We start from the raw sequence: 25,069 nt of genomic DNA, 5'->3' as shown, positions 1-25,069 counted from the left end.
TTATGCCTGATTTTTCGTCGGGATCATTCCTCGAATCATGGTCGCCAGTTGTTCGACCGAGAAAGGTTTGCCAATCATGTCCATCCCCTGTTCAAGAAACCCCTGACGCTCAGCCGCCGTCTCGGCATAGCCCGTCATAAACAGCACATTGAGCCCCGGTCGGTGTTGGCGGGCAATTTCGGCCAATTGCCGACCATTCATCCCCGGCAGCCCGACATCCGTCACCAACAAGTCAATGCGCAGCGATGACTCCAGCAGCGCCAACGCGGTTTTCGCATCGGGGGCTTGATGCGCGGTGTATCCCAGCTCATCCAGCACATTGAGGACCAGCATGCGCACGGCCGGGTCATCCTCCACCAAGAGCACGCATTCACCTTCGATGGCGCACGGCGCATCGACGCTGCTGGACGCAGGCCGGGGGTGGATCTGCGGGCTGTGATGGCGGGGTAAAAACAGGCGGACACAGGTGCCATTGCCACTTTCGCTGTCCAGGGTGACATGCCCGCCGGACTGCTGGGCAAAGCCGTAGATCATCGACAACCCAAGCCCCGTGCCTTGCCCGATGGGCTTGGTAGTAAAGAAGGGATCAAAGGCTTTAGCCAGTACCTGCGGCGTCATGCCCGCGCCGTTGTCACTGACCTCAAACATCACGTAATCACCGGCTTTAACCGGTTCGAGCGTGCTGATATCGCTGCCATCCAAATAGCTGTTGAGGGTTCTGACCGTCAATTGCCCGCCTTGGGGCATTGCATCCCGGGCATTGATGATCAAGTTGAGCAGGGCACTTTCGAGCTGGCTGGCATCCGTGTTGACGGCCCAGATATTAGCGCCCAGCACCACGTTCAGGTCGATATGCGCCCCTTTGGTGCGCCTGAACAGCTCCTCCAGCGAACTCACCAAGTGATTAGGGTCCAAGGGTTGGCGGTCCAGTGACTGACGCCTGGAAAACGCCAGCAAGCGATGAGTCAACGCGGCCGCACGCTGCGCAGAAGACACTGCCGCGTCGGTAAACCGCCCGACTTCAGCGCTACGGCCGGCGGCGATGTAGCGCTTCATCAAGTCCAGGCTGCCAATAATGCCGGTCAGCATGTTGTTGAAGTCATGGGCAATACCGCCGGTCAACTGGCCCACGGCCTCCATCTTTTGCGCATGCCGTAACGCGTCTTCGGCCCGCTCGCGCTCAACCATTTCCTGTTGCAATTGCAGGTTGGCTTCGGCCAGCGCCTGGGTGCGCTCGGCCACGCGCTCCTCCAGGGTTTCATTGAGGTTAAGCAGGGCCTGCTCGGTTTTTTTGCGCTCGGTGATATCCAGCGCAGCCCCCATGAACCGGCGCGTGCGGTGAGGTTCAGCACTGAAACAACGGCCGCGGGCAAAAATCCACCGCACGTGGCCGTCAATACCCAGCAGGCGGTACTCCTCGGCGTATTCGCTGTTGTTAGTGATGCAGGTTTTGATCGAACGCGTCAGCAGCCCCCGGTCTTCAGGGTGCACGCCTTGTAAATACGCGGTAATCGGCAACTGCCCGGACAGTTGCGGCTCAATGCCATGCATCTGTGCAAACCGACTGTCGGTGACGAACAGGTCTTCGTCGATGTTCCAGTCCCAGGTGCCCACACCATTGGTGGCGGTCAGGGCCAGTCGCAAGCGTTCCTCGGTGTCATGCTGCGCTTTGCGGCTGGCTTGCGAACGCTGGCGCAGCTTGATGGCTGTGCGCCGGCGGCGGGATGTCTTGACGGCCATCATCAAAATACCGGCCACCTCGCCTGACTCATCGCACACCGGGCTGAACGTCAGGTCCAGCCACATCTCGCTGGTGTGCTGGCGATCCGGAATCAGAAAGTACTGGTCGATGTAGGTACGGCTCTCACCGGCCAACACGGCCTGGATGATGGGCTGGGTAAAGTCGCGGTATTCAGGCCAGCTTTGATGAACCGACTGGCCGAACGAGGAGGGGTGCTTGTCACCGGCCAACACCGCAAAACTGTCGTTGTAGACCTGCGTGAGCTGCTTGCCCCACAACAGCAGCATGGGCATGGGTGAATTCATCACCAGTTGGACGCAGGTACGCAGGCTTTGCGGCCAGTCAGCCACCTCTCCCAGAGGGGTCAGTGTCCAGTTCACACGCTGGGACAAAGGGGCTAGCTGACTGAGGGAAAATACGGCACTCATGAAAAATCCTGAGGGGTCAATCGTCGATGTATCTATTTAAGGCCGGATGCGGGGGAAACGCTATTAACTAAATACCGGCCGCTTAAATCTTGGCAAAGTGCCACTACGTGCGACTAAGGTCCAATGAGGCTCAGGCTTAGCCTTTCGTATAATTGCGCTCCCCTTTGTATTGAACGGCTTCGCCCCGGTTTATGACCGCAGGCGCGGGTTCAATTGTTTTCGTTTTGCGAATGATTCGCTGCTGGAGCTTGTACATGGTTGTCCCTTTTTCGTTGTTGGCGCAGTGCCGGGTTGCACGCCTGAGCGCTCTGGCAGTGTGTGCAGGTGTTGGCGCACAGGCGCAGGCTGGCGGTTTTATTGAAGACAGCAGCGCCAAGCTGGAAGCGCGAACGGTGTACTTCAACCGCGACTTTCGAGATGGCAGTGCCTCAAACCCCCAAGGGGCTTCCAAGCGTGACGAAACAGCGCAAGGTTTTATCCTGAATGTGCAATCGGGCTACACCGAAGGCACAGTTGGTTTTGGTCTGGACGCGCTAGGCATGCTGGGTTTGAAGCTCGATTCCAGCCCGGCGGACAGCAACAGCGGCTTGTTGCCTTCGACCGGCAGTGACCCGCGTCGTTCCAAGGATCAGTACGCAAAAATCGGTGTGACCGCAAAAATGCGCGTGGCTGACACCGTGCTCAAATACGGCGCCTTACTGCCCGACCTGCCATTGCTCAAGTACAACGATGGCCGCTTGCTGCCCAACATGTTCAATGGCGCGATGCTGGTGTCCAAGGACGTGAAAGACCTGACGATCATGGCTTCGCGCCTTAACCGTTACACCGCCCGTGACTCCACTGACGCCCAGGACCTGCGCCTGAACTGCAAGAACAAGCGATACGGCTGCAACATCACCGCCGATCACTTCAACATGTACGGCCTGGATTACAAGGTGAACGAGCGCCTCACCGCGCAGTATCACTACGCCGAACTCGAAGACATCTATCGCCAGCAATTCGTTGGTTTATTGGCCAATCAACCCGTGGGGCAGGGTGTGCTGTCGGCCGATGTGCGATTGCTCAAAAGTGACGATGCCGGTTCGGCCAAAGCCTCGAACATCGACAACCGGGCGATGGGCGCCATGCTCGGTTACGCCCTGAGCGGGCATAAAGTCAGCGCCGGGTGGCAGCGCATGACCGGCGACACCTCGATGCCGTACCTGGATGGCAGCAACCCGTACCTGGTCAACTACCTGCAAGTCAACGATTTTGCCAACGCCCAGGAACGCTCCTGGCAACTGCGCTACGACTATGACTTCAAGGCCATGGGCCTCAATGGCTGGTCATTCATGACCCGCTACGTGAATGGCGACAACATCAAAGTGCAAGGCCGTGCGCAAGAAGGCAAAGAGTGGGAGCGCGACACCGAGGTCAAGTACATCGTGCAAAGCGGCACGTTCAAAGACTTGAGCCTGCGCTTTCGTAACGCCACCTACCGCACCAACTACTCAAAATTCGCCCGCGACGTGGACGAAACCCGCCTGATCGTCAGCTACAACCTCAACATCTGGTAAGCCTGGCGTGCGCGAATCAGACCTGAGCCAGGTCTGATTCGCGGTGCTTTCACCTGCGCAGCGCTCTATAGTCAGCGGCACGACTATTGTGGAGCCTTGTGTGCATGAAAACCCTCTTGCTGATTGGCATGGGCGCGGGTGACCCCGAGCACATCACTGTGCAAGCGATTAACGCGCTGAACCGTGCCGACGTCTTCTTTGTTCTGGACAAAGGTCAGACAACTCACGACCTGGTGCGCTTGCGGCTTGAGATTTGCCAGCGTTACATCCGTGAGCCGTCGTACCGCGTGGTGCAGGTCAGCGATCCGAAACGCGACAGTTCAACGCCGTCCTACACCGCTGGCGTTGAGCATTGGCACGCGCAACGGGCCGAGGTCTTCACCCGCCTGATCGAAGACCAACTGGCAGAAGGCGAGTGCGGGGCTTTTCTGTTATGGGGCGAGCCGGGGCTGTATGACAGCACCTTGCGCATACTCGATCGGGTCCGCGCACACGGCTGTAACGGTTTTGACTATGAAGTGATCCCCGGTATCAGCAGCGTTCAGGCACTGGCCGCGCGCCATCGCATCCCCCTGAATGACATCGGCCAACCGATCCGCATCACCACCGGGCGTCAGCTCAGCGCCAACGATCTGGACAACGTGGTGGTCATGCTCGACGCCCACTGTTCATTCGACGCGTTTATTGAGCACGACGTGGACATCTACTGGGGGGCTTACATCGGCACGCAGGATGAAATTCTGATCGCCGGAAAGTTGTCCCAGGTGTGTGACCAAATCAAACAGGCGAGGGCGCAAGCCCGTCAGCGCAAGGGCTGGGTGATGGACACCTATTTGTTGCGCCGCCGCACCTGAGCACGCTCAAGCGGGAACAAGGCGATTTTTGGCCTCGATCCATTGCGACATGTACTGCGTACTTTTGTGCTGATGATGACGCAGCATGGCGCCGGTAAAGTTGTTGCGCCGATGCGCGTCGAGTTGCGCCCGGCAGGCTTCGATACGCTGCACCAAGGCCGGGCCATGGACGCTGTGCAGGTAGCGCTGAGCCAACAACGCCCGTCCGTTCAACTGGGCCTGATGCCAGGCCGACGGGTTGCGATACAGCTCAACGGCGGCGGCCGCAATGGCGCTGGCGCTTTGCGCAATGGCTCCGGCCCAGGGCATCTCACCGTGCATACCCTCGGCGCCCACCGGCGTGGTGACGTTGGGTGTACCACACAGCATGGCATCGGCAATTTTGCCTTTGATACCCGCACCAAACCGCAGTGGGGCCAGGCATACCCGTGCGTTGCTCATCACCGCCAACGCATCCTCTGCCCAATTGAGCACGTGAAAACCCTGTGCCGGGTTGTGCAGGGCTGTGGCTTTGGGCGGGGTATAAGCACCGTAGATGTGCAGTTGTGCCATCGGTAGCTGCTGGCGAATCAGCGGCCAGATGCTGGTTTTCATCCATAACACCGCGTCCCAGTTCGGCGCATGGCGAAAGTTGCCAATGCTCAAAAAGTGCTGGCGCTGCTCATACGGCACATACGTCGCGGGCACGGCGTCCACCATCAGCGGGCACGCATGCAGCACGTTTGCGGGAACGTGGAACTGCTCAACCAGCAGGTCGATCTCGTACTCGGAAATCATCAGGCTCAGGTCGCTGCGGTAAATCGCGGCGATTTCACGCTGGGCCAGATCGGTCGCGGCCATCTGCTCGAATGTCTCGCGCGGCGCCGGGGCAAACAGGTCGCTGAAGTCATCCAAATCGGGGTTGTGTTTGAGGCGCGCCTTGAGCTGCTGCTGACGTGCGTCACGCAAGCTCTGCAAGTCTGAGGTTTCCAGCACGCGAAGGGCGTCAGGGCAATGCAGTTCGACCCGCCAGCCGAACTGCTCTTGCATCATGAAACGGTCAAATAACACGATGTGCGGCGCCAGCTGACTGATAAAGGCATCAAAGCTGCTGTTGTTCAGTTCAATGCTGACCTCATCAATGCCCAATGCAGCGAGGTCTGCCTTGTGTTCGCCAATGCCGGCCGGGCTGCTGAAGGTGATATGCCAGCCTTGCTGCAAAAAACTCTCGATGATTTGCATCATGTGCCCGCCCGCCGCGGATGAGCGCGGTTCTGGCCATACGTAACCGATGATCAGAACGCGGGTGGGGGCAGTCGACGGCATGGGGCAGGTCCTTGAAACGCTGAGGCTGAAAAAGGCGGCAATTAGAACACAACAGGGTTGGAGCTAGTCCGCTTTGACGATGATCGCAGTCGATACAGATCGGATTATTCGTCACAGACCGCCCGCGCATTCGCGCTGCGAGAGACTGACGGAGCACGACAGATGGACCCGAATCGAGAAAAAAGTCCGATAGAGCTTGAGCTGCTGCAACGCGCGCGCGACCTGATCCCGGCCCTTAAAAGCCGCAGTGCCCAGGCCGACAAGGACTGCAAACTGCCAGACGCCACGGTTCGCGACTTACAAGCCGCGGGCTTGCTGCGCGCCTTGCAACCCAAGCGCTGGGGCGGCCACGAGGTTGATCTGCGCACTTTCTTTGAAATCCAGATGACGCTGGCTCAAGGCTGTATGTCCACCGCCTGGGTGTTCGGCATAATGGGCGTGCACCCGTGGCAGTTGGCACGTTACCCGCTGCAGGCGCAGCAGGATGTGTGGGGCCAGGACAGCGCTGCGCTGGTGGCATCCACCTACATGCCGGTGGCCAAGGTCACACCGGTCAAGGGTGGATACCAGATCAGCGGGCGCTGGGGGTTTTCCAGCGGCAGTCAACATGCGCAATGGTGCTTTCTGGGCGGCATTGTGCCGCAAGACGAAACCGGCCCCACCGAACACGGGACGTTCCTGATCCCGGCCAGTGACTACCGCATCGAAGAAAATTGGGATGTATTGGGCCTGCGCGGTAGCGGCAGCCACGACATTGTGGTCGAAGACGCTTTTGTGCCCGCGCATCGCGTGCAACGCACCAACAATTTCAGCCTCGAAGCCACACCTGGGCGGCTGCTCAACACCAACCCCCTGTACGCGATTCCCTTCGCCCAAGTGTTTGCACGCGCCGTGTCGACCTCAGCCATTGGCGCGCTGCAAGGCGCCATCGACGCCTTTCGCGACAACGCGGCCAAACACATTGGCAAGCATGGCGCAAAAACCGCCGAAGACCCGGCGGCGCAGGCGGCCGTGGCCGAAGCCACCATCACGGTCGACGCTCTGAAACTGGTACTGCTGCGCAATTACGCCCACTTGATGGCACTGGCGCAGGCGGGGGAGTACCCGGATGTCGAAACGCGCTTGCTGTATCGGTATCAGTCGTCCCACGTGACTAACGTATGTGCCGACCGGGTCAGCGACCTGCTGCGCTGCATGGCGGCCTCCGGTTTGTATAACGCCAACCCGGTGGCGCGATATTTCCGCGATCTGCATCAGGCCCGTGGGCACATCGCCAATAACGAGGCGGCCTACCGGCGCAGCTACGGCGTGGTGCAACTGGGCCTGCCGAACGCCGACCCGTTTGTGTGAACAGCCGACGGTGCGTTCGTCAGCCTCTCTTTCAGACCTCAGCGCAGGGCAACTCCTAATGACGGCACAAGCTCACACCCAGTCCAGCTATGACGTGATCGTGGTCGGCTCCGGCGCAGGCGCCATGACCTCAGCGCTGTTCGCCGCCGACCAGGGGCTTTCGGTCCTGATCGTCGAAAAAAGTGACCGTTACGGCGGCACCTCCGCCATCTCCGGTGGCGGTATCTGGATCCCTAACAACCATTACTTCAAAGTCCTGGGCGGCAATGACAGCCCTGAACTGTCGATGCAATACCTCAAGGCGGCGACCGGTGAGCACGCAGATGAAGAGCGACTGCGGGCGTATGTGGAGCATGCGCCGCAGATGATCAAAACCCTGACCCAAAACAGCCATGTGCGGTATGCGGTGGCCGACAAGTACCCCGATTACTACCCGCACCTGCCCGGCGCCTTGCCCGGTGGGCGTACGCTGGACCCGGAATTGTTCGACACCAGCCTGCTGGCTGAAGAGTTGCCCAACCTGCGTAAACCCTCACCGTCAACGTTGCTCATGGGCCGTATTGCCTGGACCGCACGCGATGCGCACACCGCTATGGCGCGCAGTTTTGGTTGGCAATGGCTGATCTTCAAATTGATGGCGCGCTACAAGCTGGATTTCAAATGGCGGCGCAAAAGCAAGTACGACCGCCGCGCGGCGCTCGGCAGTTCGCTGGTGGCCTCGTTGCGCCGCTCGCTGATGGACCGCAACGTGCCGCTGTGGCTCAACAGCGACTTTCAGGACGTACTGGTTGAGCAGGGGCGCGTCAGCGGGATCAAGGTGCTTACTGGCGGTAAAGTCCTCGAACTCACGGCGCGGCGCGGGGTGATTTTTGGCTCAGGTGGTTTTGAGCAGAACCAGACCTTGCGTGAAAAATTTTTGCCGCAACCCACCCACACCCGATGGAGTGCCACGCCGCCCGGCAACAACACCGGCGCGGCGCTCGAAGCCGGGCTTAACCTCGGCGCGGCAACCGCCTTGATGAACTGGGCCTGGTGGGCCCCGACCATTGCCGTGCCCGGCGAAGAAAAACCGCGCGGGGTGTTTGCCGAGCGCGCGTTTCCCGGCGCCATCGTGGTCAACAGCCTGGGGCAGCGCTTCGTCAATGAAGCGGCGCCGTATCTGGAATTTGTCGACGCCATGTACCAGGACAACCGCAAATCCGCAGGTCGTTCGGTGCCTGCATGGGTGATTTTCGACGGGCATTTTCGCTTCCACTACGCGATGGGGCCGTTGATGCCTGCACAAGTGGTGCCCGACACTCGCTTGCGCAAGGAATGGCTCAACACCGTGTACTGGAAGGCCGACAGCCTGCAAGCACTGGCCGCGCAGATTGACGTGGACGCAGCCGGGCTTGAAAGCACCGTGCACAAGGTCAACCAATACGCGCACACCGGCGTCGACCTGGACTTCGCGCGCGGTGGCAATGTGTTTGACCGCTATTACGGCGACAGCAATATCAAACCTAACCCGTGCCTTGCCCCCCTGCGCAAAGGCCCGTACTACGCCATGCGCCTGGATGCAGGCGATATCGGCACCAAAGGCGGCCTGTTGACCAATCAACATGCACAAGTGGTGCGCGAAGACGGCCAGCCGATTCCCGGTTTGTACGCCATTGGTAACTGTTCGGCCTCGGTCATGGGCACCAGCTACCCCGGCGCAGGCGGCACGCTCGGTCCGGCCATGACCTTCGGCTACATCGCCGCACTCCATCTGGCGGCCAGCGCAGCGCCCTCAGGCCGCACGCTCGCGCCGGTAACAGCGGCCAGTCTGTGACGAGTATTTAAGATGAAGACACCGGCTTACCACACGCTGCGCATCGCGCAGATCGTCACCCAAACAGCGGATTCGTGCTCACTGGTCTTCGACGTGCCGGCAGCACTGCGTGCGCAGTTTGTTTACAAATCCGGGCAGTTCCTGACCTTGCGTGTGCCGTACGAAGGCGGCTGGTTGCCACGCTGCTATTCGTTGTCCAGCTCACCGCTGTGCGACGAACCGCTGCGCGTGACCATCAAGCAAGTGCATGAGGGGCGAGCCTCCAACTGGCTGTGCCAGCAATTGCGCGAAGGCGATTGCCTGGACGTGCTGGCACCGGCCGGGGTATTTGTGCCGCGCCACTTTGACGATGACTTTGTGTTGTTGGGCGGCGGCAGTGGCGTGACCCCGCTGCTGTCGATCCTGCGCTCGGCGCTGATAGCCGGCAGCGGGCGAATCTTATTGATCTACGCCAACCGCGATGAAGCCTCGGTGATCTTCGCCGCTGAACTCAAAGCCCTGGCCAGCGCCCACCCGCAGCGTTTGCAGGTGATTCACTGGCTGGATTCGGTGCAGGGCATTCCCGCCGTCGCGCAGCTGGCCGAAATGGTCCGGCCTTTTGCCCATGCCCAAGCCTTTATCTGCGGCCCCGGCCCCTTCATGGACGCAGCGGTCAGTGCCTTGCACGGCATCGGCATGGCGCACTCACGGGTACACGTCGAACGGTTCGTTTCGTTGCCCGAAGAGGGCAGCGTGAGCACCCCGACCCCGGTCAACACCGACCTCAGCGCCTGCCAAGTGTCAGTGCGCCTCGACGGTCAAGAGTTCGAGGTGCCGTGTGCCAAAGGCGAAACCCTGCTTAACGCCCTGCAACGTGCCGGCTTAAACCCGCCGAGTTCTTGCCTGGTGGGGGCTTGCGCCACCTGCATGTGCACCGTGGAACGCGGCAGCGTCGAGATGCTGCGCAACGATGCCCTCGATCAACAGGAACTCAATGACGGTTGGGTACTGGCCTGCCAGTCAATCCCGCGCAGTGAGCAGTTACGCGTGTGTTTTCCCGAATAATTCGCCAGCCGAGTGACCGATGAATTCCAACCACCCAGTCGTGCCGTCTGCCAGCGTGAACCTGGCGCATTCCATCCCTGAATTGCTGTTCAGCGCCGCCCGTTTACATACCGGGCGCACAGCCATTGAAGAGCACGGGCAACAGACCGATTACCGCGACTTGCCACGCTTGGCGCTGGCCGTCACCCGCAGCCTGATGGCGCAAGGTATTGACAGCGGCGATCGGGTTGCCATCTGGGCACCCAACAGCCGCGACTGGATCATCGCCGCGTTAGGCATCCATTGCGCGGGGGCCGTGCTGGTGCCAATCAACACCCGTATGAAAGGCAATGAAGCGGCCGACATTCTGCAACGCAGTGGCAGCCGCGTACTGTTTGTACAACCCAGCTTCCTGGGTACGGACTATGTGTCATTACTGGCGCCGTATCGTCCGGCCAGCCTTGAACGCATGGTGCTGCTGGGCGAGCCGCAGCTTGCCAGCCCCCGCGACATGGGTTGGGATGAGTTTTTGCTGGCAGGTGCCATCGTCAGCGAATCGAGCGCCCAGGCGCGTGCCATCAGCGTTAAAAGCACGGACCTGAGCGACTTGCTGTTCACCTCCGGGACCACCGGCAAGCCTAAAGGGGTCATGAGCGCCCACGGGCAAACCCTGCGTGCCTTCAGCGAATACGTGAACGTTATTGGTCTGCGAGCGGGAGACCGCTACCTGGTAATCAACCCGTTTTTTCATGCATTTGGCTACAAAGCCGGCTGGCTGACATGCCTGCTGGCGGGCGCGACCATCCTGCCGCATGCGGTGTTCGATGCTCACGCCGTGTTTGAGCGCATCGCGGCCGAACGCATCACCGTGCTCCCGGGGCCGCCCACCTTGTACCTGACGATGCTGGCGCATCCCAAACTGGCTACCACAGACCTGTCGAGCCTGCGCATTGCGGTGACGGGCGCGGCAACCATCCCGCCGGTGCTGATCGAACGCATGCGCCACGAACTGGGTTTTAAGGTGGTGACCACGGCGTACGGCCTGACCGAATGCGGCGGGTTGGCCACCCTTTGCGATCCGGCAGCCCCGGCCCACACCATCGCCGCCACCAGTGGCAGGGCAATACCCGGCACCGAAGTGAGCATTCGCGATCCGCAAAACATTGCCTTGGCAGCCGGTAGCACCGGCGAAATCTGCCTGCGCGGGTTCCATGTCATGCAAGGGTACTTCGAAGATCCCGACGCCACCGCGCAGACCATCGACCCCGACGGCTGGCTGCACACCGGCGACATTGGGGTGCTGGATGCGGCGGGAAATCTGCGCATCACTGACCGCCTGAAAGACATGTTTATCGTCGGCGGGTTTAACTGCTACCCGGCAGAAATTGAAGCCGGGCTGTTGGAACACCCAGCCATTGCACACGTGGCGGTCATTGGCATACCGGATGAGCGCATGGGGGAGGTGGGGTGTGCATGCGTGGTGCTGCGCCAGGGCCACCCGTTGGATGAGTCGCAGTTGATTGAATGGGCGAGGGCGCACATGGCCAACTACAAAGTGCCCAGGCGCGTGACGTTTTTTGAGGCATTGCCGATGAATGCGTCAAATAAAGTGGCGAAGAATGAATTAAGGACAAGGTGCCGTGCTTGAACCCATTCACTCGGCGGCCGATACAAATGTCATCAGGCCGCCGGACGCGGCCTGATGTCAGGGCTGGACGTTAAATTTCACTTCGATATATTGTCACCCGAAGGCATATAGAACGCCTGTTTGATTAATCCACAATCGTGTAGGTCGTGGAAAGGGATTTTTCCTCACCGCTCGAAAAAAGCACATAGTAATAAGCTTCAACGGTATCTACACCTTCGAAAGCAACACTATCCACTTTTACTCGCGCCGGCACAGTCTCCGAAGTAATTACTATATCCTTAATTAAGAAACCAACAGACGTGGCCACCCAGGCTTCTACTTTTTGATCTTTTGCAATGCCGGGGTAAATCGGGAGCACAAACTCGCATTTATTAGTGCTGGCATCGCTGCGTTTAATAACATTCCCCTCAGAAGGGACAATAGTCGGTGCTATCAGTGCTTCAGTGGACTGGGTATCCGGGCGCGGTCTTTTACGAATTAAAGTGGCATTGGACATGGTGAAACCCTCGTTATTGAGTTAACACATGCACCCATTGATGTTTAAGCATGCCGTCAATAGCAGACAACGCTGCTTGTCTGGTGCCAGTGCAGGCTAGGCAAGTTAAGCCACGCCGTATACTGTAAAAGTTGACAGTTGACACAGGTGGACGCGGCGATTTTTTATTATCGGCTCCCATGGAGCCATCCACATCCAACAGTTAGAGTCTGCTTTTATATTCAGCGTCTGTTTTCACTCACGCGCGGTGAGTCAACGTCCCTGAGCACGGGAAACACAACGAACTGAGCTACCGCCCCTCAAATCGCGCCATCCGTTTTTCAATAAACGCCTGCATGCCTTCCTTCTGATCCTGCGAAGCAAATAGCAGGGCGTTGGCCTTGCGCTCTAACGCCAATCCAGTCTCCAGCGGTGCATCCATGCCAGCCAACATCACTTCTTTTATTTGCTCGGCAGCCAACGGCGGCATCGCGGCAATCACGCTGGCGAGTTCCAGCGCGTGGACCTGCACCTGATCGTCGTCCACCAGGTCACTGATCAAGCCTGCGGTCCAGGCCTCCTGTGCCGTAATGGCTTGACCGGTGAGTGCCATGCGCATCGCTTTAACCTTGCCCACGGCCCGCACCAGCCGCTGGGTGCCGCCGATACCGGGCATGATGCCGATGCGTATTTCCGGTTGGCTAAAGCGCGCCCCGCGCCCCGCGACAATGATGTCGGCCAGCATCGCCAGTTCACAGCCACCGCCATAGGCGTAGCCACACACGGCTGCAATCACAGGTTTGGGGCAGTGTTGAATCGGTGCCCACAGTCGTTCGGTATGGCGCTGGTAGATATCAATCGGCCCGACCCCGGCCATGCTGTTGATGTCGCCCCCGGCGGCAAACACCCGCTCGCCGCCCGTCAGCAGAATGCACCGCACCTGAGGGTTATCGGTCAGCTCAACGAAGTAACGCGATAACAGCGCCTGTAACTCAAGGCTCAGCGCATTGGTCGTCTGCGGGCGATTGAGCCGCAACAAGGCGACGCCCGCGCAGGGGAATTCAAGCAAAACCGGTGCGTTAGAGGGGCCGGACATGGTGTGCCTCGCTATCCAATACTGTCGGTGCAGTGTTGCGTTCACCGGGCTGAGCTTCATCGTCCGTTCAGACGACGAGGGGGGGCGGCATTGCCCCTAGAGTGGCTCCTACAAAAGCAAAGGAGCGCCTCATGGACCCTCGTTCAGGGCTTGATTACAACGCCAAAGTCGTACTGATCACGGGCGGCACGAAAGGCATCGGCGCAGGCATTGCCCGCAGTTTTTTGCACGCCGGGGCGCAGGTGATTGTGTGTGCCAGGGCGGCGCCCGACGAACTGCCGCAAGCCGGATCGGCACAGGCGGTGTTCATCGCCTGCGACGTGCGTGACCTGGAATCTGTGAAGGCATTATTTGAGCGCATTCGCGCTGACTTCGGCCGACTCGATGTGCTGATCAACAACGCCGGTGGCAGCCCCGCCACCGAAGCTGCCAGCGCTTCGCCGCGTTTTCACGAGAGCATCATCCGGCTCAATCTCATCGCGCCGTTGAATGTTGCGCAGCAGGCCAATGCCCTGATGCAACAGCAAGACGAGGGCGGCTGCATCGTTTTTATCGGCAGCATCAGCGCCTTGCGTGCATCCCCCGGCACAGCCGCCTACGGCGCTGCCAAGGCGGGGGTGTTGGCGCTGGTGCAGTCACTGGCCGTGGAATGGGCGCCCAAAGTGCGGGTGGTGGTGGTCAGTCCGGGCCTGGTGCGCACCGAACAATCGCACCTGCACTACGGCGACGAACAGGGCGTGGCGGCAGTCAGCGCCGGGATACCGGCCGGGCGCATGGCGCTGCCCGAGGACATTGGCAATGCGTGCCTGTTTATCGCATCGCCGATGGCGGGGTATGCCAGCGGTTGCAATCTGCTGCTGCACGGCGGCGGCGAGCGGCCGGCTTTTCTGGGTGCCGCGCACAGCGCCGGGCACTGATCGAGGGTGTACGGCGACCCGCGGTTGCCGCTTTCAACAGGTAGGAGACGAACGTGGCTGATGCTCAATTACTGACCGAGGTGCGCGCCCTGGTGGGGCGTGAATATGGGCGTGTGTATGCCTGGGACGAGATCAATGCACCGATGATTCGCCAATGGTGCGAAATCATGGGCGTGCACAACCCGCTCTATACCGATGCGGCAGTGGCCGCCAACAGTGCGCAAGACGGGCTGGTGGCGCCGCCTGCCATGTTGCAGGTGTGGTGCATGGAAGGCTTTCACCTGAACAACTACGCACCGGGTTCGACCACCGAAAACCCGTATGAAGTGCTCAAAGTGATCGAGGCTTACGGCTACCCGTCGGTGGTGGCGGTGAACTCCGAACTGAGCTTTGAACGCAACCTGCGCCCGGGTGAAAAGCTCTACTACACCACGCGCCTTGAATCGGTGGGCGATGAGAAAACCACCGGCCTGGGCACCGGTTTTTTCGTCACCTTGGTGATGCGTTATTTCGTGGAACACAAAAGCGGCGACGAGGCGGTCGGCCAACTGCTGTTTCGCGTATTCAAATTCCGCCCGGCCACTGCCCCCGCGGCACCCGCGCCCACGCTCACCGAGCAGCCCACACCGGTTGCTACACGGCCCAAGCCTGGCATGAGCGACGACACGCGGTTTTTCTGGGAAGGCTGCGATGCCGGCAAATTACTCATCCAGCGCTGCACGCAGTGCCACACCTTGCGCCATCCGCCCGCGCCGGTGTGCATCGAATGCCATTCCTTCGACTGGGACAGCGTGCAAGCCAGCGGGCGCGCCAGTCTGTATTCATTCGTCATCATGCATTACCCCCAGGTTGCGCCGTTTGATCATCCCAACCCGATTGGCCTGATCGAACTGGCAGAGGGTGTACGTCTGGTGGCCGGGTTAACGGGCGTGACGCGCGATGAACTGCACATCGGCCAAGCGTTGCAACTGCACTTTCAAACCTTCGACGGCGAGCTGACGTTGCCGATGTTCCGGCCCGCAGCCGAGTGAGGTGGCCAGCATGAATTTCGACATCACCGAGGAACAAAGCGCAATCGCTGAAATGGCGGGCAGTGTGTTTGCCGACTATTGCACCGATGACCGCTTGCGCCAGTTCGATCACAGTGACCAGGCGTTTATGGCACCGCTGTGGCAGTTGTGCGTAGACACCGGCCTACAGGCTTTGGCCATCCCGCTCGCCCAAGGCGGCAGCGGGTTGGGCATGACTGAGCTGATGTGGGTGTTAGAGGCGCAAGGCAAGGCGCTGGGGCAAGTCCCGCTGTGGCGCCATCAACTGGCAGCGGCCACCTTGGCCCATTTTGGCCACCCCGATGTGCAGGCATGGGCGCTGGAGGCGGCCAACGGTCGGGCACTGCTGACGCTGGATCTGAGCGGTCTTGCCAGCGCCCATAGCCTGCAACTGCACGCGCAGCCCACAGATCAGGGTTGGTGCCTGACGGGGCGGGTGAACGCCCTGGCACTGGCCGAGCAAGCACAAGCCGCGTTGCTGCTGGTGAACATTGAGGGGCAGTCACGCCTGGCGCTGGTCGAACTGGTCGCGAGCGCGATCAAGCATGTGCCAGGGCGCATGACCCACGGTGAGGCCATAGCGGACCTGCTCATCGACGACTTGCACCTGCGCGCCGAACACCTGCTACCGGTCGCCGCACTGGGCTGGCTTGAGCCACGCACAACGGCTGCCTTGGCGTCACTGCAACTGGGGGTGAGTGGCGAACAGATTCGTCGCACCGTGGCGTACGTCACTGAACGGCGCCAGTTCGAACGCAGCATCGGCAGTTTTCAGGCCGTGCAAATGAGTATGGCCAATGCCCACATAGCCCTCGAAGCCCTGCGCAGTTGCCTGTGGCAATTGTGTTACCGCCTCGATGCAGGCCTGCCTGCGCCGAGCGAAGCACTGGCCACCGCCTGGCAGGCCTGCGAAGCCGCGCACTTGATCGGGCACAACGCCCAGCACGTGCACGGCGGGATTGGTGTCGACCTGAGCTACCCGATGCACCGTTTTCTCTATTGGAGCCGCGCCTTGAGCTGTGCTTTGGGCGGATCGGCAGCAAGCCTTGAACGCCTCGGCGATTGGCTGAGCCACCACGACACGCTGGGATGGAAATATGACCTTGCAGAACACCAAGCGCTTTGACGACGTGCGCCCCGGCGACACCCTGCCGGAACTGGCGATCCCCATCACCGTGGGCCTGATTAGCGCAGGGGCGATTGCCACGCGCGATTACTTCCCCGGCCACCACGACTTGAATGCCGCGCAGGCACTGGGCTCACCGCACATTTTCATGAACATCCTCACCACCAACGGCCTGGTGCAGCGTTATGTCGAGGCATGGGCCGGGCCACTGGCACGTTTTGCTTCGCTGAAAATCAAGCTGGGCGCGCCGAACTACCCCGGCGACTGCATGACCTTCAACGGCGCGGTGAGCGGCCAGGACGCGGCCACGCGCACGGTTGAAATCACCCTCAGCGGCAAAAATTCCATGGGCAACCACGTGACCGGCACGGTCACGCTGGTTTTGCCCTGACAGCGGGAGACAGCACACATGTCGCAATCGTCACTCAGCGGGCGCGCCGCCATTGTCGGTTTGGGCGCTACCGAATTTTCGAAAAACTCCGGGCGGACCGAACTGCGCCTGGCGCTTGAAGCCACCTTGGCGGCGCTCAAGGATGCGGGTATCAACCCGGCCGACGTGGAAGGGTTCAGCTCCTATTCGGTGGACAAGGTTCCTGAATACGAAATCGCCCGTTTGCTGGGCTGCAAAGACGTCAAGTTCTTCTCGCAGGTGCCCCACGGCGGTGGTGCGGCGTGCGCGCCCATCATGCACGCGGCCATGGCCGTGGCCACCGGGGTGGCCAAAGTGGTGGTGGTGTACCGCGCCATGAACGAACGTTCGTGGTACCGCTTTGGCAGCGGCAGCTATGGTTTTGCCTCGACGCCGATTTTCGAAAACGTCAATTACGGTTGGTACATGCCTCACGGCCTGCACACACCCGCCTCCTGGGTCGGCATGTTTGCCCAGCGTTACATGCACACCTATGGCGCCACCTCAGAAGATTTCGGCCGGGTTGCAGTGGCGGTGCGCGACTTTGCGGCCACCAACCCGGCCGCATTCTTTTACGGCAAGCCGATCACCCTGCAAGAGCACCAAGCCTCGCGCTGGATCTGCGAACCGTTGCACTTGCTCGACTGTTGCCAGGAATCTGATGGGGCGGTGGCGATGGTGATCACCTCTGCCGAATACGCCAAAGACCTGCGCCAAAAGCCGGTGATGATCAAGGCTGGCGCCCAGGGCATTACCTCGGGCCAGCAAATCATGACCTCCTTCTACCGCGATGACATCACCGGGCTGCCTGAAATGGGCGTGGTCGCCAAAGAGCTGTACCGCCAGTCAGGGCTGGGCCCGCAGGCACTGCAAACCGCAATCATCTACGACCACTTCACCCCGTTTGTATTGCCGCAACTGGAAGAGTTCGGCCTGTGCGAACGCGGCGAGGCCAAAGCGTTCATTCGCGCAGGCCACCATGCGCGCGGCGGCAAGTTCCCGATCAATACCCACGGCGGGCAACTGGGCGAAGCCTATATCCACGGCATGAACGGCGTGGCCGAGGCCGTGCGCCAAGTGCGCGGCAGCGCGGTGAACCAGGTGGATCACGTAGAAAACGTGTTGGTGACCGCCGGTACAGGCGTGCCCACCAGCGGCTTGATTCTGGGCGCAGCTTAAGGAGCTTCCATGTTCGTCGACCTCACCCCCGAACAGCATGCCCTGCGCCGCACGGTGCGGGACTACTTCCAGAATTTGATGACCCCGGCACTGCGTGAACAATTGCGTGGTAAAGAAGGCGGCGAGCTGTACCGCGACACCATTCGCCAGATGGGCCGCGACGGCTGGCTGGCCGTGGGCTGGCCCAAGGAGCAGGGTGGCCAGGGGTACGGCCCCACCGAGCAGTTCATCTTTTTTGAAGAGGCCAATATCGCCGGGGCACCGCTGCCTTTTGTGACCATCAGCACCGTGGGCCCGGCCTTGATGGCCCACGGCACTGAAGCGCAAAAAGCCCGGTTTTTACCCGGCATCGCCGCTGGTGAAATCATCTTTGCCATCGGCTACTCCGAGCCGGAGGCGGGCAGTGATCTGGCGGTGCTGAAAACCACGGCGCGCGAGCAAGGCGAGCATTTCGTGGTCAACGGCAACAAGCTGTGGACCTCGGGCGCCGAATCGGCCGACTACATCTGGCTGGCAGCCCGAACCGACCCGCACAGACCTCGACACAAGGGTGTGTCCATCCTGATCCTCGACACGCGTGCCGAAGGGTTTTCGACCACCGTCATTCCCACCACCAGCAACCCTACCGCTGCCACGTATTACGACAACGTGCGTGTGCCCAAGGACATGCTGGTGGGCGAACTGCACGGCGGCTGGAAGCTCATTACCGCACAGCTCAACCATGAGCGGCTGGGCCTGGGCGCGTGGTCAGACAAAGTCGTCGGGCTGTTTCGCCGGGTGTGGTCGTGGGCGCGCGAGGTGGATGAGCAGGGCGCGCGGGCCACTGACAAACCGTGGGTGCGCGCCAATTTGGCCCAGTGCTACGCCCGGCTTGAAGCCATGCGCCTGATCAACCTGCGCATCGCCGCCGACCTTGAGCAGGACCGCATGGACGTGGCGCTGGCCTCAACCACCAAGGTCTATGGCTCGGAGTCGGGGATCGAGATTTTGCGGCTGTTAACTCACATCGTCGGTGCCAACGGCCTGGTGCGCAGCGGTTCGGCGGCTGCCTTGCTGCACGGTGATCTGGAGTACGAAGTGCGCGCCTCGGTGACCCTGACATTTGGCGGCGGCACCAACGAAATCCAGCGCGAACTCATTGCTCAGTTCGGCCTGGGCATGCCGCGCACTCAACGCTGATAACGATTAGGCGTAGCAGCGGTCGAGCACAACCACGCCGCGCGCCATTACAGGGGAATCCCATGAACGCAATTGAGCAGTTCAGAGCACACACCCGCAGTTGGCTGCACGAGAATTGCCCGCCCTCACAACGCCAGGCCATCCCGGAAGGCGAGTTGGTGTGGGGCGCCCGCCAGGTTACGTTTCCAGGCGAGGACGCGCGCCTGTGGTTCGAGCGCATGCGCGACAAGGGCTGGTTTTGCCCCGACTGGCCCGTCGAATACGGGGGAGGCGGGTTGAATCCCGAGCACAATGCGGTGCTCGAAAGCGAGCTGCGTCGCCTTAAGTGCAGGCCACCGCAAATCAACCTGGGCATCTGGATGCTCGGCCCGGTGCTGCTGGAATTCGGCACCGAGGAGCAGAAAAAAACGCTACTGACGCCGATGGCCCGTGGCCAAGTACGCTGGTGTCAGGGGTTTTCAGAACCTAACGCCGGCTCTGACCTGGCCAGCCTTAAAACCTCTGCCCTAGATGCCGGCGACCATTTTATGGTGAATGGCAGCAAGATCTGGACCTCCTACGGCGACAAGTCGGACTGGATGTACGCGTTGGTGCGCACCGACGTCACCGCCAGCAAGCACGCGGGCATCAGCCTGATCGTGCTGGACATGAACAGCCCCGGCGTGAGTGTCGCACCGATTGATTTGATCAGCGGCAAGTCCGCGTTTTGCCAGGTGTTCTTCGATAACGTCCAGGTCCCTAAAAGCCAATTGATTGGCCCGCTCAACGGCGGCTGGAACCTGGCAAAGCGCCTGTTGCAACACGAGCGCACAGCCATGTCCAAATTCGGCGAATTCAGTTTGCCGACCCATTTCCATCTATTGCCACTGGTGCAGGCGTACATGCCCGCGCCACAGGGGCAGGCGCAACACGCGATCGTGGCGCGTGCGGTGGCCAGCGCCATGAATGAACACGCTTACAACTTGACTGTGCAACGCATGGGCGAAGAGGCCCGCGCCGGTCACGACGTCAGCGGGCTGATGTCGATCATGAAGCTGGTACACACCGAGCAGGAGCGCGACAAGTTCGAAGTGCTGCTGGACATCATGGGCCATCACGCGCTGGGCTGGGACAACGATGCCTTCAGTGCGCAGCAACAGGCCATCACCCGTGGCTGGCTGAACAGTTTTGCCCTGACCATTTCTGGCGGTGCGTCGCAAATCCAGCTCAACGTGATCGCCAAGCGGGTCCTCAACCTGCCTGACGTGAAGTAAGGAACCCAGCATGACTCTGCTCTATAGCGAAGAACAACGGCTCCTGGCCGACAGCGCCCGCGAGTTCCTGGCCGCGCGCAGCCCCGTGTCACATCAACGCGCCTTGCGTGATGAGCGTCGCGAACACGGTTTTGACCCACACCTGTGGCAAGACGCAGTAGCACTCGGCTGGAGCGCAATCCCGTTCCCCGAGAACCTTGGCGGCCTGGACTTTGGCTGCATGGGACTGGGGCCGATCTTTGAGTCCATCGGCCACAACCTCAGCGCCTCGCCCTTGCTCTCCAGTGTGGTGCTCAGTGGATCGCTGCTGCACCTGCAAGGCAGCGCCCTGCAACAAGATGTGTGGTTGTCGGCCGTCATCAGCGGTGAACGCCGTATGGCCCTGGCGCTGGATGAGCGCCCCCGTCACGACCCGCAGCACGTGGGTTTGACCGCTGAGCCGCGCGGCCCCGGCTATTGCCTCGACGGCCACAAGTATTTTGTGATCGACGGGGTCGGTGCCGATGCGTATCTGGTAGCGGCACACGCGGGTGATGCCCACACCCCGGATCAAGGCACCAGCTTGTTTCTGGTCCCGGCGGATACACCGGGCCTCACCGTCAGCGCGCTGCCACTGATTGATTCGCGCAACCATGCCCAAGTGCGTTTCGAGCAAGTGCAGGTAGGGCCAGAGGCACTGCTGGGTGAAATCGGCAGCGCGTGGCCAGCCCTGAACACGGCGCTGGACAGGGGGCGCGTGTGCCTGGCGGCCGAGATGCTGGGCATGGCGCAAAAACTCTTCGACATGACCCTCGAATACCTTAAAACCCGGGTTCAGTTTGATGTGCCAATCGGTTCGTTCCAGTCACTGCAACACCGGGCGGCGCAGCTGTATGTCGAACTGTCACTGGCGCGCAGTGCAGTCATGGCTGCTCTGGCAGCCCTGGACGATCCGGCGTTGAGTGAGGTGGAACGTCAACGACTGGCCAGCCTGGCTAAATGGAAGACCGGTGCGATGGCCATCCGCGTGGCCAATGAATCAGTGCAAATGCACGGCGGTATTGGCGTGACCGACGAGCTGGACGTCGGGCTGTTCCTCAAACGCATCCGGGTCGCCCAGGCATGTCTGGGGGATGCCGATTTTCACTGCGAGCGCTACGCCACGCTGGAGTGCGCGCACGTTTGAGCCATAGGGAGCATAAAAAGATGAAGCTTGAACAATGGCGCAGCGCCTGGCGGCAATTGATTGGCGCAGGCTCGCCCTATGAAGTGTTGACCACGCCAGGCAGCGGCCAGAAGTCCTTTCGCCACACGGCGGCCAACGTCTGGGCAGCCATCGACAGCGGGCGCGTGCACGGCGACCGCGAATTTTTGGTGTGGCAGCAACAGCGGCTCACATTCAACCAGTTTTTCGATCAGGTAGACCGGCTCGCAGGGCAATTGGCCCACCGCTTCAAGGTGCGCCAGGGCGACCGCGTCGCCATCGCCATGCGCAATCAACCGGCGTGGCTGGTGGCATTTGCTGCCATCCAACGCTGCGGCGGGGTCTGTGTGCCGCTCAACAGCTGGGGGCTGCGCGACGAGTTGTTTCATGGCCTGCAAGACAGCAGCGCGCAGGCACTGTTATGCGATGCGCCGCGTTTGCAACTGCTGGCCAGCGATCTGCATGAACAAGGGCTTGCCACACTGGTGGTGGGCGTGGCTGAGTGCACGCCGTTGCAAGCGCATTGCCATCGCCTCGAAGACCTGCTCGCGGCCCCGCAATTGTCAGCCCCGACGTTAAGCGTGAGGGCCGATGACCCCGCCATGATTTTGTACACCTCGGGGACCACACGCTTGGCCAAGGGCGTGCTCTCGACCCACGGGGCTGTGTGTCAGGCGCTGGTGGCGCTGGAGTTTCAGAGCGCATTTTGTGCACTCAGCTCACCCGAGCGCATCCGCGTTGTGGTCAACAGTGGTTATACACCCACCACCTTGATGGCCGTGCCGCTGTTCCATGTCAGCGGGCTGCATGCGCAGTTTCTGCTGGCCCTGCGCAGCGGTCGGCGGCTGGTGCTGATGTACAAATGGGACGTCGAAAACGCGCTGGACCTGATTCGCGATGAGCGCTGCACCCAGTTCAACGGCGCGCCGGTAATGATGCAGCAACTGCTGAACGCGCCGCGGTTTGGCAGCGGCGACACCCGCAGCCTGTTTGGCCTGGGGCTGGGCGGCGCGGCGCCGTCGAGCAGCTTGTTGGCGCACCTGACCCAACGCAAACCTGATGCCATTGGCGGCAGTGGGTACGGGCTGACCGAAAGCAACGGCATCGGCGCGGCCAATGGTGGCGACCCGTTCATTTACAAACCGGCAGCGGCAGGCTGGCCATTGCCCATTGTCGACGTGCGCATCGGTGACAGCCCCGATCAACCGCTGCCCACTGGCGCCAGCGGGCTGATCTGGTTGCGCTCGCCGACCTTGATGAGCGGCTACTGGAACCTGCCTCACGTCAGCGCCCAAACCTTGCGTGATGGTTGGCTCGATACCGGCGACATCGGTCGGCTCGACGACGAGGGTTTCCTGTACATCACCGACCGGGCCAAGGACATGATCAACCGCGGCGGCGAGAAAATTTCCGCCGCCGAAGTGGAGTCCTGCGCCTGTGAAATGCCCGGTGTGCTGGAGGCAGCCGCGTTCGCTGTACCGGACGATGAGCTGGGTGAATCGGTGTTTCTGGTCGTGCGTGGCGAGCCGGACACGGTCCCGCACAGCGAAGCGCTCAAAGGTTATATGGCCGGGCGACTGGCCAGCTTCAAAGTCCCGGCACACATCCATGTGCAACACACACCGTTTGAACGCAACGCGTCAGGCAAGACCCTCAAGGGCGTGCTCAAGGCGTTGCTGTTAAGCGCCTGATTAGTCTTTGTGGACGATGTGTGCGAGGCCAGATGGCGAAGAATGACGTGACACCCCCAGCAAGTTTTTTCGCGTAGGAGGCAATACATGAAAATAACAAGAACAGGCGTCATGCTCGCAGCCACATTGGCTGTCAATGCGCTGAGCATCGGCGCAGCCCTGGCGCAGGTCAGCCCCGAGGAGGCGGCCAAACTGGGCAAAGAGCTGACCTGTGTCGGCGCTGAGAAGGCCGCCAATGCGGCCGGGACCATTCCGCCCTACACCGGCCAATACCTGGGGGAAGTGCCGGGCTGGCAGCACGTTAAATTCTCCGGTGATCACCCTGTCGATCCGTATGCGGGCGAAAAGCCGATCCTGGTGATTACTGCGCAAAACATGGCGCAATACGCCGACAACCTCACCGAGGGTCAGAAAGCGCTGCTCAAGCGGTATCCGACCACCTACAAAATGAACATCTACCCCGGCCATCGCGACTTTCGCTACCCGGACTACGTGTGCAGTCGCGCGATGAACAATGCCCTGAACGCCAAATTGGTGGATGACGGCATGGGCATAGAAGGGCTTGGGCAAGTGCCATTTCCGATCCCTAAAAGCGGCATGCAAGTGCTGTGGAACCACCAACTCCCGGCCCGCGCCTGGACCGAAGAAAAAACCAGCGACCTGGCCTCGGTGTTGCCCAATGGCAGCATTGGCTGGGGACGGGCGTTCGCCAAAGGGCTGGCACCGGCCAACTCGCCGATCGTTGAGCCCAGCACAGACGCCAAAATTCAGTCCTACACCAACAACACCACCCTCAAACCCGCGCGTGACAACGGGGTAATCAACATTGCCCATGAACCTTACAACTTCAAGACCGACCCGCGTCAAGCCTGGACCTACAGCCCCTCGACCCGGCGCGTGCGCCAGTTGCCGGGCTACGGCTATGACCAACCCATGATCGGCACCAACGGCACCATGACCGTGGACGAAGACCGCTTGTACAACGGTTCCACTGAACGCTTTAGCTGGAAACTGATTGGCAAAAAGGAAATGTACATCCCGGCCAACGCCTTCAAAGCGAACGCAGGCACGGTGAAATACGCGGACATGTTGACGGTCAATCACCCCAATCCTGACTTGATGCGTTACGAGTTGCGGCGCGTCTGGGTGCTCGAAGGCGATTTGAAGGAGGGCTACCGCCATGTGTACGGCAAACGCGTGTTGTTCATTGACGAAGACACGTGGCACGCGGTGCTGGCCGACAACTACGATGCGCGTGGGCAATTGTGGAAACACGCGATGATCAACTACTACTACCACCCGGACATGAGCGCGTGGCAGGCCGGGTCGCAGTTCTTCATGGACCTGAACTCGGGGCAATACACCGGTTACGGCATGACCAACGAGTCGAAAAAAGGCCCGATTCTGAACGAAGGGAAATTCACCATCGACCAATACACCGCTGACGCGGCCAGGGCGATGGGGCGCTAATGTCACTGCGTTGACGACTCATGCGAGGCTGCGGAGCCACACCCCAATCACCGGGTTGACGAGCGCTTCGCGCCCGATCGCAGCCTCGTACCTCGACAGCGACTACAGGGTAGTCGTTGACGAGTAATGCGAGGCTACGTCCGGCGGGGAAGCCGTCGTAAAGCCATTCACCTTGGTGTTGCAGACACACTGCATTCGCCGGGTTTACGAGCGCTTCGCGCCTCGACAGCGACTACAGGGTAGTCGTTGACGAGTAATGCGAAGCTACGTCCGGCGGTGAAACCGTCGTAAAGCCATTCACCTTGGTGTTTCAGACACACCGCA

Annotated in this window: 20 protein-coding genes; 16 read left to right on the top strand and 4 right to left on the bottom strand. The window is 60.7% G+C overall.

Features of this window, described 5'->3' with window-relative positions:
• Positions 1–2,169 carry an ATP-binding protein gene (locus tag AP059_RS01780; protein WP_059761606.1) on the bottom strand — a complete coding sequence of 723 codons (2,169 nt, stop codon included), beginning with the start codon at positions 2,167–2,169 and terminating at the stop codon, positions 1–3.
• 254 nt (positions 2,170–2,423) lie between these two features.
• Here AP059_RS01780 and AP059_RS01775 point away from each other — a divergent pair, with 254 nt between their 5' ends.
• Both AP059_RS01775 and cobF read left to right on the top strand, forming a co-directional pair.
• A complete protein-coding gene (locus tag AP059_RS01775) occupies positions 2,424–3,725 on the top strand; it encodes an OprD family porin (RefSeq protein ID WP_059761605.1) in 1,302 nt (433 codons plus the stop codon).
• A gap of 104 nt (positions 3,726–3,829) precedes the next feature.
• Positions 3,830–4,579, top strand: coding sequence for a precorrin-6A synthase (deacetylating) (gene cobF, locus AP059_RS01770; protein WP_059761604.1), 750 nt, complete (start codon positions 3,830–3,832; stop codon positions 4,577–4,579).
• A 6-nt stretch (positions 4,580–4,585) separates the two neighbouring features.
• Here cobF and AP059_RS01765 read toward each other — a convergent pair whose 3' ends face one another.
• Positions 4,586–5,884, bottom strand: coding sequence for a glycosyltransferase (locus AP059_RS01765; protein WP_059761603.1), 1,299 nt, complete (start codon positions 5,882–5,884; stop codon positions 4,586–4,588).
• Positions 5,885–6,046: 162 nt separating this feature from the next.
• Between AP059_RS01765 and AP059_RS01760 the strand changes: the two genes are divergently transcribed.
• Genes AP059_RS01760 through AP059_RS01745 form a run of 4 tightly spaced genes read left to right on the top strand, consistent with a single transcriptional unit; the run spans position 6,047 to position 11,718 of the window.
• Positions 6,047–7,234, top strand: coding sequence for an acyl-CoA dehydrogenase family protein (locus tag AP059_RS01760; RefSeq protein ID WP_059761602.1), 1,188 nt, complete (start codon positions 6,047–6,049; stop codon positions 7,232–7,234).
• A 58-nt stretch (positions 7,235–7,292) separates the two neighbouring features.
• Complete coding sequence (locus AP059_RS01755) at positions 7,293–9,047, top strand: FAD-dependent oxidoreductase (RefSeq protein ID WP_059761601.1); 1,755 nt, start codon at positions 7,293–7,295, stop codon at positions 9,045–9,047.
• A gap of 12 nt (positions 9,048–9,059) precedes the next feature.
• Positions 9,060–10,091, top strand: a complete 1,032-nt coding sequence (locus tag AP059_RS01750) for a ferredoxin--NADP reductase (protein WP_059761600.1) — start codon at positions 9,060–9,062, stop codon at positions 10,089–10,091.
• A 19-nt stretch (positions 10,092–10,110) separates the two neighbouring features.
• Positions 10,111–11,718 (top strand): FadD3 family acyl-CoA ligase, encoded by a 1,608-nt coding sequence (locus tag AP059_RS01745; protein WP_059761599.1) that lies wholly within the window; start codon positions 10,111–10,113, stop codon positions 11,716–11,718.
• A 124-nt stretch (positions 11,719–11,842) separates the two neighbouring features.
• Here AP059_RS01745 and AP059_RS01740 read toward each other — a convergent pair whose 3' ends face one another.
• Complete coding sequence (locus AP059_RS01740; protein WP_059761598.1) at positions 11,843–12,214, bottom strand: hypothetical protein; 372 nt, start codon at positions 12,212–12,214, stop codon at positions 11,843–11,845.
• A gap of 289 nt (positions 12,215–12,503) precedes the next feature.
• On the bottom strand, positions 12,504–13,289 hold the full coding sequence (locus tag AP059_RS01735; RefSeq protein ID WP_059761597.1) for an enoyl-CoA hydratase: 786 nt from the start codon (positions 13,287–13,289) through the stop codon (positions 12,504–12,506).
• A 131-nt stretch (positions 13,290–13,420) separates the two neighbouring features.
• Here AP059_RS01735 and AP059_RS01730 point away from each other — a divergent pair, with 131 nt between their 5' ends.
• From AP059_RS01730 to AP059_RS01685, 10 genes are all read left to right on the top strand, one after another.
• Positions 13,421–14,206, top strand: coding sequence for an SDR family oxidoreductase (locus tag AP059_RS01730; RefSeq protein ID WP_059761596.1), 786 nt, complete (start codon positions 13,421–13,423; stop codon positions 14,204–14,206).
• Between the two features lie 53 nt (positions 14,207–14,259).
• A complete protein-coding gene (locus AP059_RS01725; RefSeq protein WP_059761595.1) occupies positions 14,260–15,237 on the top strand; it encodes a bifunctional MaoC family dehydratase N-terminal/OB-fold nucleic acid binding domain-containing protein in 978 nt (325 codons plus the stop codon).
• Between the two features lie 10 nt (positions 15,238–15,247).
• Positions 15,248–16,381: an acyl-CoA dehydrogenase family protein gene (locus tag AP059_RS01720; protein ID WP_059761594.1), complete on the top strand. Its 1,134-nt coding sequence runs from the start codon at positions 15,248–15,250 to the stop codon at positions 16,379–16,381.
• The gene (locus AP059_RS01715; RefSeq protein ID WP_059761593.1) at positions 16,353–16,772 is read left to right on the top strand and encodes a MaoC family dehydratase; all 420 of its coding nucleotides are present in this window, start codon (positions 16,353–16,355) and stop codon (positions 16,770–16,772) included. The genes AP059_RS01720 and AP059_RS01715 overlap by 29 nt, the downstream gene beginning before the upstream one ends.
• A gap of 18 nt (positions 16,773–16,790) precedes the next feature.
• Positions 16,791–17,969: a lipid-transfer protein gene (locus tag AP059_RS01710; RefSeq protein ID WP_059761592.1), complete on the top strand. Its 1,179-nt coding sequence runs from the start codon at positions 16,791–16,793 to the stop codon at positions 17,967–17,969.
• A gap of 9 nt (positions 17,970–17,978) precedes the next feature.
• Positions 17,979–19,148 (top strand): acyl-CoA dehydrogenase family protein, encoded by a 1,170-nt coding sequence (locus tag AP059_RS01705; RefSeq protein WP_059761591.1) that lies wholly within the window; start codon positions 17,979–17,981, stop codon positions 19,146–19,148.
• A 62-nt stretch (positions 19,149–19,210) separates the two neighbouring features.
• Positions 19,211–20,401 carry an acyl-CoA dehydrogenase family protein gene (locus AP059_RS01700; RefSeq protein ID WP_059761590.1) on the top strand — a complete coding sequence of 397 codons (1,191 nt, stop codon included), beginning with the start codon at positions 19,211–19,213 and terminating at the stop codon, positions 20,399–20,401.
• A gap of 10 nt (positions 20,402–20,411) precedes the next feature.
• Positions 20,412–21,566 (top strand): acyl-CoA dehydrogenase family protein, encoded by a 1,155-nt coding sequence (locus AP059_RS01695; protein ID WP_059761589.1) that lies wholly within the window; start codon positions 20,412–20,414, stop codon positions 21,564–21,566.
• Positions 21,567–21,586: 20 nt separating this feature from the next.
• Complete coding sequence (locus AP059_RS01690) at positions 21,587–23,275, top strand: class I adenylate-forming enzyme family protein (RefSeq protein ID WP_059761588.1); 1,689 nt, start codon at positions 21,587–21,589, stop codon at positions 23,273–23,275.
• 87 nt (positions 23,276–23,362) lie between these two features.
• Positions 23,363–24,745, top strand: coding sequence for a DUF1329 domain-containing protein (locus AP059_RS01685; RefSeq protein WP_256209643.1), 1,383 nt, complete (start codon positions 23,363–23,365; stop codon positions 24,743–24,745).
• Positions 24,746–25,069: the final 324 nt, after the last annotated feature.

Origin of the sequence: Pseudomonas sp. TAA207 (genome assembly GCF_001529285.1) — a bacterium.
Taxonomy (GTDB): domain Bacteria; phylum Pseudomonadota; class Gammaproteobacteria; order Pseudomonadales; family Pseudomonadaceae; genus Aquipseudomonas; species Aquipseudomonas weihenstephanensis.
The sequence above is the reverse complement of the archived record's forward strand: the minus strand, read 5'-3'. Positions and strand labels throughout refer to the sequence as shown.